Below are 15,733 nucleotides of genomic sequence, written 5' to 3'. Positions count from 1 at the left end.
CTTCTCCCTTCCCCTAGATAACGAACCCTAGTCTCTAACGCTTGCCGGGCCCGGCAAGCCGTACCATAAGGAGGCATGACTGAACAGCGCCTACGCCATCCGCTCATGCCCGAGAAACCGACTCTCGACGGCCTGGAGCAGGTATGGGTAGCCCGCTGGGAGGAGCAGGGGACCTACCGGTTCGACCGGTCCCAGCCGCGTGAGCGGATCTACTCCATCGACACCCCGCCGCCCACCGTCTCCGGCTCCCTGCACGTCGGCCACGTCTTCTCCTTCACCCACACCGACATCATGGCCCGTTACCAGCGGATGCTGGGCAAGTCGGTGTTCTATCCGATCGGCTGGGACGACAACGGCCTGCCGACCGAGCGCCGCGTGCAGAACGTGTACGGCGTCCGCTGCGACCCGTCACTGCCCTACGACCCCGACTTTGTGCCACCGGACAAGCCCGGCAAACGCGATATTTCCATCTCGCGGCGTAATTTCGTGGAGCTCTGCCAGAAGCTGACGGAGATCGACGAGCAGGCGTTCGAGGAGGTGTGGCGGCGGGTCGGCCTGTCGGTCGACTGGTCGCTGCTCTACACCACGATCAGCGACGACTCGCGCCGCGTCTCGCAGCGGGCGTTCCTGCGCAACCTGCGGCGCGGCGAGGCCTACCTCGCCGAGGCGCCGACGCTGTGGGACGTCTCCTTCCGCACCGCCGTCGCCCAGGCCGAGCTGGAGGACCGGGAGTGGCCCGGCGCCTTCCACCGGATCTCCTTCTACGGCGAGAAGGGGCCGGTCTGGATCGAGACGACCCGGCCCGAGCTGATCCCCGCCTGCGTCGCCCTGGTCGCCCACCCCGACGACGAGCGCTACCAGGCGCTGTTCGGCACCTCGGTGCTGACGCCGCTGTTCGGCGTCGAGGTGCCGATCCTGGCCCACCACCTGGCCGAGCCCGACAAGGGCTCGGGCATCGCGATGATCTGCACCTTCGGCGACATCACCGACGTGACGTGGTGGCGCGAGCTCAACCTGCCCACCCGGCCCGTCATCGGCTGGGACGGCCGGCTGCTGCCCGAGCCGCCCGAGGGCGTCGAGCCGGAGCCGTACAAAGAGCTGGCGGGCAAGACCGTGCACAGCGCCCGCGAGCGGATCGTGGAGCTGCTGCGCGAGTCCGGCGACCTGGAGGGCGACCCGCGGCCCGTGCGGCGCACGGTGAAGTTCTACGAGCGCGGCGACAAACCGCTGGAGATCGTCACCACCCGGCAGTGGTACATCCGCAACGGCGGGCGCGACGAGGCGCTGCGCGAGCGGATGCTGGCGCGGGGCGGCGAGCTGGCCTGGCACCCGCCGCACATGCGGGTGCGCTACGACAACTGGGTGCAGGGCTTGGCGGGGGACTGGCTGATCTCCCGGCAGCGGTTCTTCGGCGTGCCGTTCCCGGTGTGGTACCGGCTGGATGAGTCGGGCCTGCCGCGCTACGACGACCCGATCATGCCGGCCGAGGAGCTGCTGCCGGTCGACCCGTCCTCCGACACGCCGCCCGGCTACACCCCGGAGCAGCGGGGGGTGCCCGGCGGCTTCGTCGCCGACCCCGACGTCATGGACACCTGGGCCACCTCGTCGCTGACCCCGCAGATCGCCGGGCGCTGGGCGACCGACGACGACCTGTTCCAGCGGGTCTTCCCGGCCGACCTGCGGCCGCAGTCCCACGAGATCATCCGGACCTGGCTGTTCGCGACCGTGGTCAGGTCGCATCTGGAGTTCGGCGACGTGCCGTGGAGCGACGTCGCCATCTCCGGCTGGATCCTCGACCCCGACCGCAAGAAGATGTCCAAGTCCAAGGGCAACGTGGTCACCCCGATGGACCTGCTGGAGCAGCACGGCTCCGACGCGGTCCGCTACTGGGCGGCGGGCGGCCGCTACGGCGTCGACACCGCCTTCGACGCCGGTCAGCTCAAGATCGGCCGGCGGCTGGCGATCAAGATCCTCAACGCCTCCAAGTTCGTGCTCGGCATGGGCGAGGGCGGGGAGGTTCAGGGCGAGGAATCCCAGGGCGGCGAGTCCCAGGGCGGGCAGTTCCAGGGCGCGGTCACCGAGCCGGTCGACCTGGCGATGCTGGCGGCGCTGGCCGGTGCGGTGCGCGAGGCCGGCGAGGCGTTCGACGCCTACGAGCACACCCGGGCGCTGGAGGTGATCGAGCGGTTCTTCTGGTCGTTCTGCGACGACTACCTGGAGCTGGTCAAGGCCAGGGCGTACGAGCCCGGCCCGGCGGCGGCCTCGGCGCACGCGGCGCTGCGGCAGGCGCTCGACGTGCTGCTGCGGCTGTTCGCGCCGTTCCTGCCGTTCGTCACCGAAGAGGTGTGGTCCTGGTGGCGCACGGGCTCGGTGCACCAGGCGCGCTGGCCCTCGGCCGAGCCGGGGACCGGCGACCCGGCGGTGCTGGAGGCGGCCTCGGAGGTGCTGCGCCAGATCCGCCGGGCCAAGTCCGAGGCCAAGGTGTCCATGCGGGCCGAGGTCTCGTGCCTCAGGGTGATCTCTCCGCAGGCCGCGCTCGTCCGGCTCGCGCAGGACGACCTGTGCGCCGCGGGCAACGTCGAGGAGTTCGTACTGGAGCACGGCGAGACGACGACGATCACGGTGTCGCTGACCTGACGCCGGCGGCAGGGCACGGCGGCAGCGCCGTGTCCTGCCGATACTCGATCATTCATCCGCGCGCGTCAGCGGCGATGACGTGCCAGTCTGGAACAGTGCTGAGCGACCGCGGAACCAAACTCGTGCCACCGGTGCTGGCCCGGATGGCCGCCTGGAGCGCCTGCCTGATCCTCGTCGGCATCGTGCTCTACTACTTCGCGGGAGCCGTGGCGAGGCTCAGCTTCGTGGCGCTGCCCGTGGCCATCGCCCTGCTGCTGACCGCGCTGCTCTTCCCGCTGACCAGGAGCCTGCGCCAGGCGGGCATGCGCTCCATCTGGGCCACCTGGCTCACCATGCTCGCCGCCCTCGCGGTGATCGCCGGCACCGGCTGGCTCGTCGGCGCGCGGGCCACCGAAGAGTTCCCCAACCTGGTCAAGCAGGTTCAGGCCACCGTCGCCGAGGTGCAGGAGTGGCTGGTCACCGGGCCGCTGCACCTGCAGCAGACGCAGATCACCTCCTACGTCAACAACGTCGTGTCGATGATCGACGCCCAGCGCACGGCCATCACCGGCACCGTGCTGAGCGCCGGAGCCGTCGCCGTCGAGGTGCTCGCGTCCATCGTGCTGCTGCTCTTCGTGACGTTCTTCCTGCTCAAGGACGGCGACCGGATCTGGGAGTGGTTCCTCAAGGGATTCGGCCGGATGTCGCCGCGGGTGGACCGGGCGGGCCGGGCCGCCTGGACGACCCTGTCGCACTATGTGCAGGGCAGCGTGATCGTCGCCGCCGTGCACGGCGTGGTCATGGGCATCGTGCTGGCGGGCATGGGCGTGCCGCTCTGGGCGCCGCTCGCCGTGCTCATCTTCTTCGCCAGCTTCATCCCGATCGTCGGCATCTTCTTCGCCGGCACCGTCGCCACCCTGGTCACGCTGGGTGCCAAGGGGATCGTCTACGCCCTGATCTTCGTCGGCATCCTGGTCATCGAGCAGCAGCTCGAGAACCACGTGCTCCAGCCGCTGATCGTCGGCAGGGCGCTCAGGTTCCACCCGCTCGCCATCATCCTCGTGCTGGCCATCGGCGGCATCCTGGCCGGCATCGCCGGAGCCGTGGTGGCCGTGCCGGTGGCCGCGGTGATCTACCGCGCGCTGCCGGAGCTGAGATCCGATCCACTGGCCCTGCCACCGCCGTCACACGCCGTGGCCATGCCACCCGGCCCGCCGGGCGGCGATGAGCCCGCCGACGACCGAGAATCCGGCGCCAAGGGCCGAGAAGGCGCTGACACGGAGTAATCTCGTCACCCGTGACCTGTTCCTTGGCGACCACTTCGCCGCCTGGCTTCGCACCGCCGAAGGCGCACCGTTCTGTTCCCGGCGCGACACTCCACCCGACGGACGGGTGCACCGGGATCGCCGCTGGGAAGGCGTACCTTGAGGCAGACATCCAGGACCGCGAGGTGAGTCCGTGAGCGACGGAGCCATCGGGACCGACGTGGAGGTTCTCATCCAGCGGCTCGACCCCGAGCTGCCGGTGCCCTCCTACGCCCACCCGGGCGACGCCGGGGCCGACCTTTACGCGGCCGAGGACGCCGAGCTGCTGCCGGGGGAGCGGGCGATCATCCGCACGGGAGTGGCGATCGCGCTGCCCGACGGCTATGTGGCCCTGGTGCACCCGAGGTCCGGTCTGGCCGCGCGGCACGGGGTCACGCTGGTGAACGCGCCGGGCACGGTCGACGCCGGCTACCGCGGCGAGATCAAGGTCACAATGATCAATACCGATGCCAAGGAGTCGTTCCGGCTGCGCCGCGGCGACAGGCTGGCCCAACTCGTCTTCCAGCGAGTCGATCGGGCCGCCTTCCGCGAGGTGGAGAGCCTGCCGGCCTCCCCGCGCGGCACCGGCGGGCACGGTTCGACAGGACGTTGATATCAGGGAGAGTGAACGAAGTGTTCCGACGACGCCGTCGTGAGCAGGCCAAGCACGTGGCCGGGGAAACCGTCGCGGCTCCCACGCGCGAGTATGGGCCGTGGGACGCCGACGAGCCGCACCCGGACCACGACAGGATCGACCTGGGCGGGCTTCGCCTGCCCCACAACGCCGCGTTCGACGTCCGGCTGGCCTCCGTGGGGGACCAGCACGTCGGCGTCGTGGTGCTGTGGGAGGAGAGCTCCCTGCAGCTCCAGGCACTGGCCGCGCCCAAGTCGGGCGGCCTGTGGGAGGAGATCAAGACCAAGATCAAGAGCAGCGCGAAGACGCTGGAGGAGCGGGACGGCGTCTTCGGCACCGAGCTGGCCGGGCAGGTGACGGTCGAGGGGGCCACGAGGCCGGCCCGCTACATCGGCATCGACGGGCCGCGCTGGTTCCTGCTCGCCGTCGTCAACGGCAGGGCCGCGGTGGACGACCAGGTCGCCGAGGCGTTCCTCGACTTCGTCAAGGACATCGTGGTCGTCCGCGGCGACGAGCCGATGGCCCGTGAGGAGTCCATCCCGCTGCGCCGGCCCAGCGACCCGGCCGACGAGGTCGACGAGGAGCCCATCAACCCGTTCCGGCGCGGACCCGAGATCACCGAGACTCGCTGACGCGCCGCCATCACATAGGCTGATGCATCATGAGTACGGCAGAGCCTCCGAAACGCGGCGGATTGCGCGGCTTCTTCAGCCGGCTGGCCTCCAGCCAGTCCGAGATCGAGGCACAGGAGTTGCGTGAGGGCGCCGACGAGGCAGGCGCGACCCCGATCGCCTCGTGTGGCGGCCGCCGCCGGTTCTGCGTGGCCGGTACGCTGCGTACGGTGACGCTCCGCCCGCGTGGCGGCGCGCCCGCGCTCGAAGCGGAGCTTTACGACGGGTCGGACGTGATCGACCTGGTGTGGCTCGGCCGCCGCCGGATCGCCGGGATCGAACCCGGCCGTCCGGTCAAGGCCGAGGGGCTCGTCAGCATCCAGGACGGGCGCAAGGTGATGTTCAATCCTCGATACGAGTTGCGCCCAGGGAGTTGATCAGGTGAGTGCCGAGGCCGGAGAGGTCGTCCACGACACCGTCGAATCGGCGGTGCGAGCCCAGCTCGCCAAGGCGTTCGGCGGCTTTCGCGGCATCGTCGAGGCGGCGGTGCCGACGATCGCGTTCACACTGACCTGGATCATCACCGAAGAGCTGCGCATGTCGCTCATCATCAGCATCGCGCTGGCGGTGGTGCTCCTGCTGCTCCGGATCGTGCAGCGGTCGACGCCGCAGTTCGTCATCAACGCTCTGATCGGCATCGCGATCGGGGCGTTCTTCGCCAGCCGCACCGGCGACGCGAAGGACTACTTCCTGCCCGGCATCCTCTATAACGGCGCCTACGCCGTCGCCATGCTGGTCTCCATCGTGAGCCGCTGGCCCGTCGTCGGGTTCCTGATCGGCTCGGTGACCAACGACCCGGTCGGCTGGCACAAGGATCCCGGCGTCGTCCGGCTCTGCACCAAGCTGACCTGGCTGCTCATGGTCCCCTGCGTGGTCAGGGTGGCCGTGCAGCTGCCGGTCTACCTCTACGGCGGCGACCAGGCCGTGGCCGCGCTCGGCTTCGCCAAGATCGCGATGGGCTGGCCGCTCCAGGTGGCCGCGCTGGCCGCGATGGTGTGGGTGCTCGGCAAGGGCCGCACCCCGATCAACTCACCGATCGCCCCAGCCTGACCTGCCTGGGCAGCCCGATCTGGCTGCCCAGTGCGACTTGCCGGACAAGCAGGAAGGGGTACGGATCCGCGGACCCGTACCCTTCGCCTGGGGGCCGCTGTCTCGCGGGCGGCCCCGTACGACGTCAGTGCTGGGAGAGCAGGTGCGCCAGCTCCTGCTCCATCTCCTGGTTGGCGACGAACAGCAGCTCATCGCCCGCCTCCAGCGGATCGTCGGCGCTCGGCACCATCACCCGGCCCTCGCGCAGGATCGCCACCAGCGCCGTGTCCGTCGGCCACGGCACCGAGCCGGCGCGCTGACCCACCACGGGCGCGTCCTCGGCCAGCGTGAGCTCGACCAGGTTGGCCTGGCCCTGCCGGAACGTCATCAGCCGCACCAGGTCGCCGACGCTCACCGCCTCCTCGACCAGCGCGCTCAGCAGGCGCGGGGTCGAGACGGCCACGTCGACGCCCCACGACTCGTTGAACAGCCACTCGTTGTTCGGCTGGTTGATGCGGGCCACCACGCGCGGCACGCCGTACTCGGTCTTGGCCAGCAGCGACACCACCAGGTTGACCTTGTCGTCGCCGGTGGAGGCGACGACCACATGGCAGTTGCTCAGCCCCGCCTCGTCCAGCGACGCGATCTCGCAGGCGTCGGCCAGCAGCCACTCGGCCCGTGGCACGCTGTCGATCTTGATGGCCCGGGGATCGACGTCGATGAGCAGGATCTCGTGGCCGTTCTCCAGGAGCTCGGCCGCGATCGACCGGCCCACCGCCCCGGCTCCGGCGATGGCGACGCGCATCACTCGTCCTCTTCCGGTGCCGCGGCCAGCACCTTGTTGATCCGGTCCATGTCGCTCTCCGCGGCGATGACGTGCAGCACGTCGCCGTCCTGCACCATGGTGCTGCCCGTGATGACCACGGCCTCGCCCATGCGGTTGAGGAACGCGGCACGGATGCGCGCCCGCGCCTCCAGGTCCACCACCCGGGTGCCGATCCAGGCGGGGTTGACGGTGACCTCGGCAAGGACCACGGTGCCGGTCGGGTCCCGCCAGAGCGGCTCGGCCCCCTCCGGCAGGATGCGGCGCATGACCTGGTCGGCCGTCCACCGCACGGTCGCCACCGTGGGGATGCCCAGCCGCTGATAGACCTCGGCGCGCCGGGGGTCGTAGATGCGGGCCACCACGTTGTCCACGCCGAAGGTCTCGCGGGCGACCCGGGCCGAGATGATGTTGGAGTTGTCGCCGCTGGAGACGGCGACGTACGCCGCCGCCGACTCGATGCCCGCGTCGATGAGCACACCCCGGTCGAAACCGACGCCGGTCACCCGGCGCCCACGGAACCCGGCCCGCAGACGACGGAACGCCTGCGGATCCCGATCGATGATCGCTACCGAGTGGCCGTTGTCCTCGAGGATGTGCGCCAGGGTCGATCCGACCCGGCCACATCCCATGATCACAATATGCATACTCCCCCGCACTTTCGCGGTCGGCCGGTTGCTCGACACCAGTATGGCTTGCCAGGGGAGCGCCCCGTCTGATGTCGCACTTCGTACGGCTAGCATCTCGTTACGTGGTGAAGGGAACCGATCTCCTCAAACGGGTGCTTGTGGGCAGGGCGTTGCGTAGCGGCCAGCTCCACGAGCAGCTGCTGCCCAAGCGCATCGCCCTGCCCGTGTTCGCCAGCGACGCGCTCTCCTCGGTGGCCTACGCGCCGCAGGAGATTTTGGTCATCCTCTCCCTGGCGGGCGTCTCCTTCTACGCCTACAGTCCGTGGATCGCGATCGCCGTCATCGTGGTCATGCTCACCGTCGTCGCCTCCTACCGGCAGAACGTGCACGCCTACCCCAGCGGCGGCGGCGACTACGAGGTCGCCACCACCAACCTCGGGCAGAACGCCGGGCTCACCGTGGCCAGCGCCCTGATGGTCGACTATGTGCTGACCGTCGCGGTGTCGGTGGCCAACGGCGTCGACTACGTCGGCGCCACCATCCCCTTCGTCGCCCAGCACAAACCCACGGTCGCCATCGGCATCGTGATCCTGCTGACCGTGGTCAACCTGCGCGGCCTGCGCGAGTCGGGCGCGGCCTTCGCCGTCCCGACCTACGCGTTCATGTTCGTGGTGCTCGGGATGATCGTCGTCGGCGGTTTCCGTACGGTCGTCTTCGGTGAGCAGTTGCACGCGCCCAGCGCCGACTTCTCGATCGTGGCCGAGCAGAGCGACCTGACGGCCTTCGCCGCGGCCTTCCTGATCCTGCGCGCCTTCTCCACCGGCTGCGCCGCGCTGACCGGTGTCGAGGCCATCAGCAACGGCGTGCCGGCCTTCCGCAAGCCCAAGAGCCGCAACGCCGCCACGACGCTGCTCATGATGGGCCTGATCGCGGTCACCATGTTCGGCGGCATCATCGCGCTGGGGCTGGCCTCCGGGGTGAAGGTGGCGGAGCCCTCCGTGGTGGCCACCGCCCTGCTGCGGGCGGACGGCACCCCCGTCGGCCCTGACTACCACCAGCAGCCGATCATCTCGCAGGTGGCCGACGCGGTCTTCGGCGGCGGGTCGATGCCGTTCGTGGTCATCTCGGGGATCACCGCGCTCATCCTGTTCCTGGCGGCCAACACCGCCTTCAACGGCTTCCCGGTGCTCGCCTCCATCCTGGCCCAGGACCGTTTCCTGCCCCGCCAGCTGCACACCCGCGGCGACCGGCTGGCCTTCTCCAACGGCATCATCCTGCTGGCCCTGGCGGCCTGCCTGCTGCTGTGGGGCTTCCAGGCGGACGTCAGCCGGCTGCTGAACCTCTACATCGTCGGCGTCTTCGTCTCCTTCACGCTCAGCCAGACCGGCATGGTGATCCACTGGACCCGGCGGCTGAGGACCGAGGTGGACCTGAAGCCGCGCCACCAGATGCACCGCTCCCGCATGATCAACCTCTTCGGCGCGGTCATGACCGGGCTGGTGCTCGTCGTGGTGCTGGTCACCAAGTTCGTGGTCGGCGCCTGGATCGTGTGCATCGCCATGCCGATCCTGTTCCTGATGATGAAGGCCATCCGGAGGCACTACGACAACGTCGCGGCCGAGTTGGAGCTCAGCGAGGACTTCGACGAGTCGATGCTGCCCGCCCGCAACCACGCGATCGTGCTGGTGTCCAAGATCCACAAGCCCACCATGCGGGCCCTGGCCTACGCCCGCGCCACCCGGCCGTCGACACTGGAGGCGATCACCGTGGGGGTGGAGGGCCAGGAGGCGCGGGCGCTGCAGGAGGAGTGGGAGCGGCGCGGCATCCAGGTGCCGCTGAAGATGCTGGACTCGCCCTACCGGGAGATCACCCAGCCGATCCTCGACTACGTCAAGAGCCTGCGCCGCCGCTCCCCGCGTGACGTGGTGACCGTCTTCATCCCCGAGTACGTCGTCGGCCACTGGTGGGAGCACCTGCTGCACAACCAGAGCGCGTTCAGGCTCAAGGCGCGCCTGCTGTTCAAGCCCGGGGTGATGGTGACCAGCGTGCCGTGGCAGCTGCACTCCTCCGTCCGGCTCCAGGGCCGCCGCGAGCCGCTCGTCCCGGGCCGCGGGCGCCGCCCGCGCGACAACGGACGCGACGGCGCCGGCGGTGCCAGGCCGCGCTGATGTGAGCGCCTGCGTCAGGACACGCTGATGTACGGCGCCGGCTCAAGGACGTGCTGATGTACGCGCCGGCGGTGTCAGGACCCGTCGATGTGGGTGCGCAGCCTGGTGGTGTCGGCCTCGGTCCAGCCCGGTGGCGCGGCGACCGCGGCCCAGCCGTTCACGATGATGGGCCCGTACCGGTGGCCGTGGCCGGGCGGGACGGACCGTGCGGCGATCATGTCGACCAGGACCTGCCAGAACGTCACCAGCGGGAACCAGTTCATCTGCGGGTTGACGCCGGGCGCGCGGGGCGGCTCCAGCCAGCCGGGCCGGTGGTAGACGAGCGCGGGCGACCACCAGACGACCGGGTCGGAGGCGTTCTGCAGGTAGACCACGCGGGGCGGCGGCCACGGGCCCGGCGGCCGCCACAGGTCGGCGGGCCGCTGCGCGAAACGCACCGTCCGGCCGGAGTCGTAGACGGGCCGCCACAGCGGGCTGCCCGGGTCGCGGCCGACGGTGAGGGCCCGCCAGATGGGGTTGGCGTTCGGCGGGCCGACGAACAGCGCGCCGTCGGTCCTGGCCGCCAGGTCGCCCAGGTCGCGGAAGGCGTGCTCCAGCTCGAAGGAGCCCAGGCTCTCACCGGAGATCACCAGCTTGGGCCGCGCGCCGGCGGGCAGCGCCGCCCACCTGGCGCGCACGGCCTCGAAGAGCGCCGCCCCGGCCCTCGCGGCCTTCCCCCTGTCGACCAGGAACGACACCCAGCTCGGCAGGTAGGAGTACTGCATCGCGACCATGGCCGAGTCGCCGTTGTACATGTACTCCAGGGTGTCGGCGATGCCCTGGTCGACCCAGCCGGTGCCGGTGGTGCCCAGCACGGCCAGCACCGGCCGCTCGAACGCGCCGGTGCGCTCCAGCTCACGTACGGCCAGCGCGGCCTGGTCGCGCGGCGACGAGGTGGCGTCCAGGCCGATGTAGACCCTGATCGGCTGGACCGCGCCGCCGCCGGAGAACGCGGTCAGCCTGGCGGGCGTGGTGGCGGTGCCGGTGAACGTGCGCCCCTCCCTGCCCAGGGACTCCCAGCTCACCAGCGACCCCGGCCCGCCGGACAGGGCAGCGGACGTCGGCCGCCGCACGTCGGGGCGGGTGCCGGAGTTGGCCACCGACGACACGTCGCTGATGGTGGTGACGAACCCGGAGAACAGCACGTCGTTGGCGAGGACCGCGACGAGCAAGGCGACGACCAGCACCCCCACCACCTGGCCGACGTAGGGCGGCACGAACAGGTCGAGCCAGGCGACGAGCGTGCGCACGCCCAGCCGGACCATCCGGGCCAGGAGCAGGAACACGGTGAAGAACGCGACGGTCACGGCCAGGATGACCGGCGGGAACCAGCTGATGGCGGGGTCCATGCCCATGAGCGAGCGCAGGTCGCGCTGCCAGTCGTAGCTGTACCACAGCGCCGCCGCCGTCAGGGCCGCACCGCCGGTGAGCATGATCTGCCAGGCCTGCCGCCGCCACCGGAACTCCGGCACGCGGCCGCGCAGCAGCGCCCGGCAGCCCGCCCCGGCGACGGCTCCCAGCGCGTAGCCGAGCAGTGCCGTGATGCCGCCCATCAGGCCCTGATAGAGCCAGGTGCGCGGCAGCAGGGACGGCGTCAGCGAGGCGCAGAAGAACAGTGTGGCCAGCAGCGTCCCCCCGAACCCGAGCTGCCGCCCCACCACCTGAGCACCGTTCACGATCACTCAGAGTAGTCGATCGCCCGGGGAAAGTAGCCGGGCAGGTAGGCATAGGGTATCCGTGTGGAACAGGTATCTCTCGAGCTGACAGTAGGTCCGGTCGCCCATGGCGGCTGGTGCGTGGCGCGCCATGAAGGGCGGGTGGTCTTCGTCCGGCACGCCCTGCCGGGTGAGCGGGTCAGGGTCGAGGTGACCGAGGAGACCACCCGCTTCCTGCGGGCCGACGCCGTGGAGATCCTGGAGGCGTCCCCCGACCGCGTGGTGCCGCCCTGCCCCTACGCGGGGCCGGGGCGGTGCGGCGGCTGCGACTGGCAGCACGCGAGCCTGGACGCGCAGCGCCGGCTCAAGGGCGACGTGGTCGCCGAGCAGTTGCGCCGGCTGGCCCGCATCGAGCGGGAGGTCGTCGTGGAGGAGGTGCCGGGCGCCAAGGACGGGCTCGGCTGGCGCACCCGCGTCCAGTTCGCCGCGCTCCCCGACGGCCGGCTCGGCCTGCGTAAGCACCGCTCGCACGACATCCTGCCGATCGACGCCTGCCTGATCGCACACCCCGAGGTGGAGGCCGTCGGGGCCGAGGGCCACGAGTGGCCGGGAGCCGCCGCGGTCGAGGTGATCGCCTCGGCCGGCGGCGACAGAGCCGTCGTGGTCGCGCCGCGGCCCCGCCGCAGCGTGGCCGTCCCCGATCTTGAGGCGGACGCCTCCATCCTGCTCGACCAGGGCAAGGGCCGCACCGTCCCGAGGCGCGGCTCGGGCGTGCTGCACGAGCGGGTCGGCGACCGCGAGTTCCGGGTGGCCGGCAGCGGCTTCTGGCAGGTGCATCCCGGCGCCGCCGAGATCCTCCTGGACGCCGTGCTGACCTACGCCGCGCCCGAGCCGGGGGAGTGGGCCCTCGACCTCTACTGCGGCGTCGGCCTGTTCGCCGCCGGGCTGGCCGAGGGCGTGGGGGCCGAGGGCGCGGTGTTCGGGCTGGAGTCCGAGGCCGCGGCCGTGCGCGACGCCCGCGCCAACCTGCGCGATCTGCCGCAGGCGCGGGTGGAGCGCGGGCGGGTGGAGGAGGCGCTCGACCGCTTCCAGATCGAGCGGGCCGACCTCGTGGTGGTGGACCCGCCCCGTACGGGGCTCGGCCGCGACGTGGTGGAGCGGATCGCCGCACTCACGCCGCAGCGGATCGTCTACGTCTCCTGCGACCCGGCCACCCTCGCCCGCGACCTGGCCTGGCTGGCCGAGCGCGGCTACCCCCTGACGGACCTGCGCGCGTTCGACGCCTTCCCGATGACCCACCACGTGGAGTGCGTGGCGCTGCTCACCCGGGCCTAGAGCCAGCCCATGCGCTGGGCGGTGCGGATGGCCTCCAGCCGGTTCTGGGCGTTCAGCTTGGTCATCGCGCTCGACAGGTAGTTGCGTACGGTGCCCTCGGTGAGGTGCAGTTCGGCGGCGATCCTGGAGATCGTGTGGCCGTCGCCCGCCAGTCGCAGCGCGTCGCGCTCGCGGTCGGTGAGCGGGCTGTCGCCGGCTGCCATGGCGGCGGCGGCCAGTTCGGCGTCCAGGTAGCGGCCGCCGGACTGCACCTTGTGGATGGCCCTGGCCAGCTCCTCGGCCGAGGCGTCCTTGCCGAGGAACCCGCTCACCCCCGCCGCCATCGCCCGGCGCAGATAGCCGGGCCGGCCCAGGCTGGTCAGGATCACGATCTTGCACTGGGAGCTGATCTGCTCGGCGGCGCTGAGCCCGTCCATGCCGGGCATCTCGATGTCCAGGACGGCCACGTCCGGCCGGTGTTCGGCGACGGCCGCCAGGACCTCGTCGCCCCTGCCGACCTGGGCGACGACCTCGATCCCGTCCTCCAGGTCGAGCAGCGCGGCGATCGCGCCACGGATGAGGTGCTCGTCGTCGGCCAGCAGCACGCGGGTGGTCATGCCGGCACCACGACCCTGAGCAGGTAGGCGCCTTGCGGTGTGGGCGCGGCGGAGAGCGCGCCGCCCGCGGTGCTGACGCGCTGCGCCAGGCCGCCCAGTCCGTTGGGCGCGTGCTCGCCCGTCGGGCCGGTGACGCCGTCGTTGGACATCTCCAGGATCCCCTCCTTGATCGTGATCGTGCAGTGCTGGGCCTTGCTGTGCTTGAGCACGTTGGTCGCTCCCTCGCGGACCACGGTGGCGAGCAGGGTGCGGGTCTCGGCGGTCAGTTCGCCCGTCTCGGCGTCCACGGTGCAGCGCACGTCGGCCGCCTCCAGCACCGCGCGCACGCTGGCGAGCACCTCGCCGAGGTCGAGCGTCCGGTAGCTCTGCACGGTGTGGCGCACCTCGCGCAGCGTCTGCCTGGCCAGATCGCGGACCTCGAACATCTCGCGGCCGGCCGCCTCAGGGTCGACGGGCAGCGCCTGTTCGGCGCCCGCCGTCCGGGTCGCGATGTCGGTCAGGCTCTGCCCGAGCAGGTCGTTGAGGTCCCGGGCGAACCGCAGCCGCTCCTCCGACACGGCCAGCAGGGCTCTGGCCTCCTCCCCTTCGTACGCCTCCTTGGCGATCCGCCACAGCCACAGGTTCGCCAGCACGCCGCCGGCGACGACCACGGTGACCGCGACCTGCAGGAGGAGCCCCGGCAGGTTGAAGCCGTTGACGAGTGCCTCGTACACGGTGATCACCGCGAACGAGGCGAGGGACAGCAGCAGCAGGGTGCGCCTGCGGACGAAGGGTGCCGCCATCCCCAGCCACAGCGGCATCACCCACACGATCGGGATCACGGTCAGCAGCAGGACCATCGTCCCGGCGATCGCCAGCATCCAGGTGGGCCGGGGCCCGCCTCTCACGGCGATCCTGATCGAGCGGGAGGCCAGCACGGTCACGATCAGAACGAGAGCGACGGCGGTGACGGTCAGCGGCGCCGGGAGCCACCCCTCCCGCCAGCGGTAGACGACGTCGAGGACGCCGAGCACGCCCGCCAGGAGGCCCAGGTCGGCGGAGCAGAGGATGAGCCAGCGGACTTTGTCGAGCTTGGTGGCCTTCCTCAGGCCCGCACCTCGGCCCGCACTCATGCCCGCACCTCGGCCCGCAGCACGAACTCTCCGGCGGGCGTGGGCGTGGCGGAGAAGGAGCCGCCCGCGATGGCCATCCGCTCGGCGAGCCCGCGCAGGCCGCTGCCCGTTCCGGCGGCCGGCGCGTGCACGCCGTCGTTGCGCATCTCCAGCACCCCGCCGTCGATCGTGATCGAGCACCGCGTAGCCCGGCTGTGCTTGAGCACGTTGGTCGCCCCTTCCCGGACCGCCCAGGCGAGCAGCGTACGGGCAGGGGGCGGCAGCTCGTCGGCCCTGGCCTCGATCGTGCAGCGGGCGCCGGCCGCCTCCAGCGCGGCGCGCACGCCCGCCAGCTCCGCGTCCAGGTCGAGCGAGCGGTAGCCGTCCACGGCCACGCGCACCTCGACCAGTGACTCCGCGGCCAGGCGCCGCACCTCCGACATCTCGCTCGCGGCCCGGCCCGCGTCCTTGGTGGCCAGCTTGGCCGACAGCTCGCTCTTGAGGGTGATGACGGAGAGGCTGTGGCCGAGCAGGTCGTGCAGGTCGCGGGCGAAGCGCAGCCGCTCCTCCGACACGGCGAGCCTGGCCTTGGCGGCCTGGCCGTCGTGCGCGTCCCTGATGGTCCGCCACAGCCAGCACCAGATCCAGGTTGCCGCGGGCCACAGCAGAGCGCTGAGCAGATAGGTCATCAGCGAGCCCTGCCACGACAGGTCGGTCGTGGTCGAGGCGTAGACGGCGAGCCCGGCGGTGAGGGCGGTCCCGAGGCCGACGATCGACCAGAGCGGCAGGTACAGCGTGGCCGAGGCGAGCCAGATGTAGGCGACCGACTCCCAGGTCCCGCCGTCGACGGGCGAACTCAGCGTCTGCAGCCCCACCGCGGCCGCCGTGAGCAGCGCGCTCACGGCGAGTTTCACCGCGGGGAGCGGCCGGTCGTCATAGGCGTCCCTGAGGATGAGGCAGTAGAACACCAGGACGCCGCCCAGGCTGACCAGGACGGCGAGCATGACAGGCGGGGAGGCGCGGCCGTCCATGGCGGCGGCGACGACGAACCAGGAGTAGAAGACTCCCATGAGAGCCATCGAGCCGTACATCCAGCGTAGAAGGATCTTCTTAGCCGTCTCCGGCCTCGTGGCCACCCGGCAT

14 protein-coding genes are annotated in these 15,733 nt (G+C 71.1%); 8 read left to right on the top strand and 6 right to left on the bottom strand.

Features of this window, described 5'->3' with window-relative positions; translation table 11 throughout:
- The first annotated feature begins 75 nt into the window (after nt 1-75).
- The 6 genes from valS (at nt 76) to OHA68_RS43045 (ending at nt 6,275) form a co-directional block, all read left to right on the top strand.
- Entirely contained in the window at nt 76-2,637 is a 2,562-nt protein-coding gene (gene valS, locus OHA68_RS43070; RefSeq protein ID WP_327105400.1) for a valine--tRNA ligase, read from the top strand.
- A gap of 95 nt (nt 2,638-2,732) precedes the next feature.
- Nucleotides 2,733-3,902 (top strand): AI-2E family transporter, encoded by a 1,170-nt coding sequence (locus OHA68_RS43065; protein WP_327105399.1) that lies wholly within the window; start codon nt 2,733-2,735, stop codon nt 3,900-3,902.
- Nucleotides 3,903-4,074: 172 nt separating this feature from the next.
- Nucleotides 4,075-4,533 carry a dUTP diphosphatase gene (dut, locus tag OHA68_RS43060; protein ID WP_327105398.1) on the top strand — a complete coding sequence of 153 codons (459 nt, stop codon included), beginning with the start codon at nt 4,075-4,077 and terminating at the stop codon, nt 4,531-4,533.
- Nucleotides 4,534-4,553: 20 nt separating this feature from the next.
- Complete coding sequence (locus OHA68_RS43055) at nt 4,554-5,186, top strand: DUF3710 domain-containing protein (RefSeq protein WP_225277561.1); 633 nt, start codon at nt 4,554-4,556, stop codon at nt 5,184-5,186.
- 29 nt (nt 5,187-5,215) lie between these two features.
- The gene (locus tag OHA68_RS43050) at nt 5,216-5,602 is read left to right on the top strand and encodes an OB-fold nucleic acid binding domain-containing protein (RefSeq protein WP_189140792.1); all 387 of its coding nucleotides are present in this window, start codon (nt 5,216-5,218) and stop codon (nt 5,600-5,602) included.
- Nucleotides 5,603-5,606: 4 nt separating this feature from the next.
- Entirely contained in the window at nt 5,607-6,275 is a 669-nt protein-coding gene (locus OHA68_RS43045; RefSeq protein ID WP_327105397.1) for a DUF3159 domain-containing protein, read from the top strand.
- Nucleotides 6,276-6,399: 124 nt separating this feature from the next.
- Here the strand turns inward: OHA68_RS43045 and OHA68_RS43040 are convergent, their stop codons facing one another.
- Nucleotides 6,400-7,059 carry a potassium channel family protein gene (locus tag OHA68_RS43040; RefSeq protein WP_189140791.1) on the bottom strand — a complete coding sequence of 220 codons (660 nt, stop codon included), beginning with the start codon at nt 7,057-7,059 and terminating at the stop codon, nt 6,400-6,402.
- Nucleotides 7,059-7,724 carry a potassium channel family protein gene (locus tag OHA68_RS43035; protein ID WP_327105396.1) on the bottom strand — a complete coding sequence of 222 codons (666 nt, stop codon included), beginning with the start codon at nt 7,722-7,724 and terminating at the stop codon, nt 7,059-7,061. Before OHA68_RS43035 ends, OHA68_RS43040 begins: the two co-directional genes overlap by 1 nt.
- Before the next feature lie 104 nt (nt 7,725-7,828).
- On the opposite strand from OHA68_RS43035, the gene OHA68_RS43030 reads away from it, so the two are divergent.
- The gene (locus tag OHA68_RS43030) at nt 7,829-9,874 is read left to right on the top strand and encodes an APC family permease (protein ID WP_327105395.1); all 2,046 of its coding nucleotides are present in this window, start codon (nt 7,829-7,831) and stop codon (nt 9,872-9,874) included.
- A 74-nt stretch (nt 9,875-9,948) separates the two neighbouring features.
- On the opposite strand, the gene OHA68_RS43025 is transcribed toward OHA68_RS43030, so the two are convergent.
- Complete coding sequence (locus OHA68_RS43025) at nt 9,949-11,589, bottom strand: alpha/beta hydrolase (protein ID WP_327105394.1); 1,641 nt, start codon at nt 11,587-11,589, stop codon at nt 9,949-9,951.
- Between the two features lie 63 nt (nt 11,590-11,652).
- On the opposite strand from OHA68_RS43025, the gene OHA68_RS43020 reads away from it, so the two are divergent.
- On the top strand, nt 11,653-12,903 hold the full coding sequence (locus tag OHA68_RS43020; protein WP_327105393.1) for a class I SAM-dependent RNA methyltransferase: 1,251 nt from the start codon (nt 11,653-11,655) through the stop codon (nt 12,901-12,903).
- Here OHA68_RS43020 and OHA68_RS43015 read toward each other — a convergent pair.
- Genes OHA68_RS43015 through OHA68_RS43005 form a run of 3 tightly spaced genes read right to left on the bottom strand, consistent with a single transcriptional unit; the run spans nt 12,900 to nt 15,726 of the window.
- Nucleotides 12,900-13,499 carry a response regulator transcription factor gene (locus OHA68_RS43015; protein ID WP_327105392.1) on the bottom strand — a complete coding sequence of 200 codons (600 nt, stop codon included), beginning with the start codon at nt 13,497-13,499 and terminating at the stop codon, nt 12,900-12,902. The genes OHA68_RS43020 and OHA68_RS43015 overlap by 4 nt on opposite strands.
- Complete coding sequence (locus tag OHA68_RS43010) at nt 13,496-14,611, bottom strand: sensor histidine kinase (protein ID WP_327105391.1); 1,116 nt, start codon at nt 14,609-14,611, stop codon at nt 13,496-13,498. Before OHA68_RS43010 ends, OHA68_RS43015 begins: the two co-directional genes overlap by 4 nt.
- The gene (locus OHA68_RS43005) at nt 14,608-15,726 is read right to left on the bottom strand and encodes a sensor histidine kinase (RefSeq protein ID WP_327105390.1); all 1,119 of its coding nucleotides are present in this window, start codon (nt 15,724-15,726) and stop codon (nt 14,608-14,610) included. The genes OHA68_RS43010 and OHA68_RS43005 overlap by 4 nt, the downstream gene beginning before the upstream one ends.
- Nucleotides 15,727-15,733 lie beyond the last annotated feature (7 nt).

Source organism: Nonomuraea glycinis, from assembly GCF_035920485.1.
GTDB classification, from domain to species: domain Bacteria; phylum Actinomycetota; class Actinomycetes; order Streptosporangiales; family Streptosporangiaceae; genus Nonomuraea; species Nonomuraea glycinis.
This window is presented reverse-complemented; position numbering and strand designations above follow the sequence as displayed.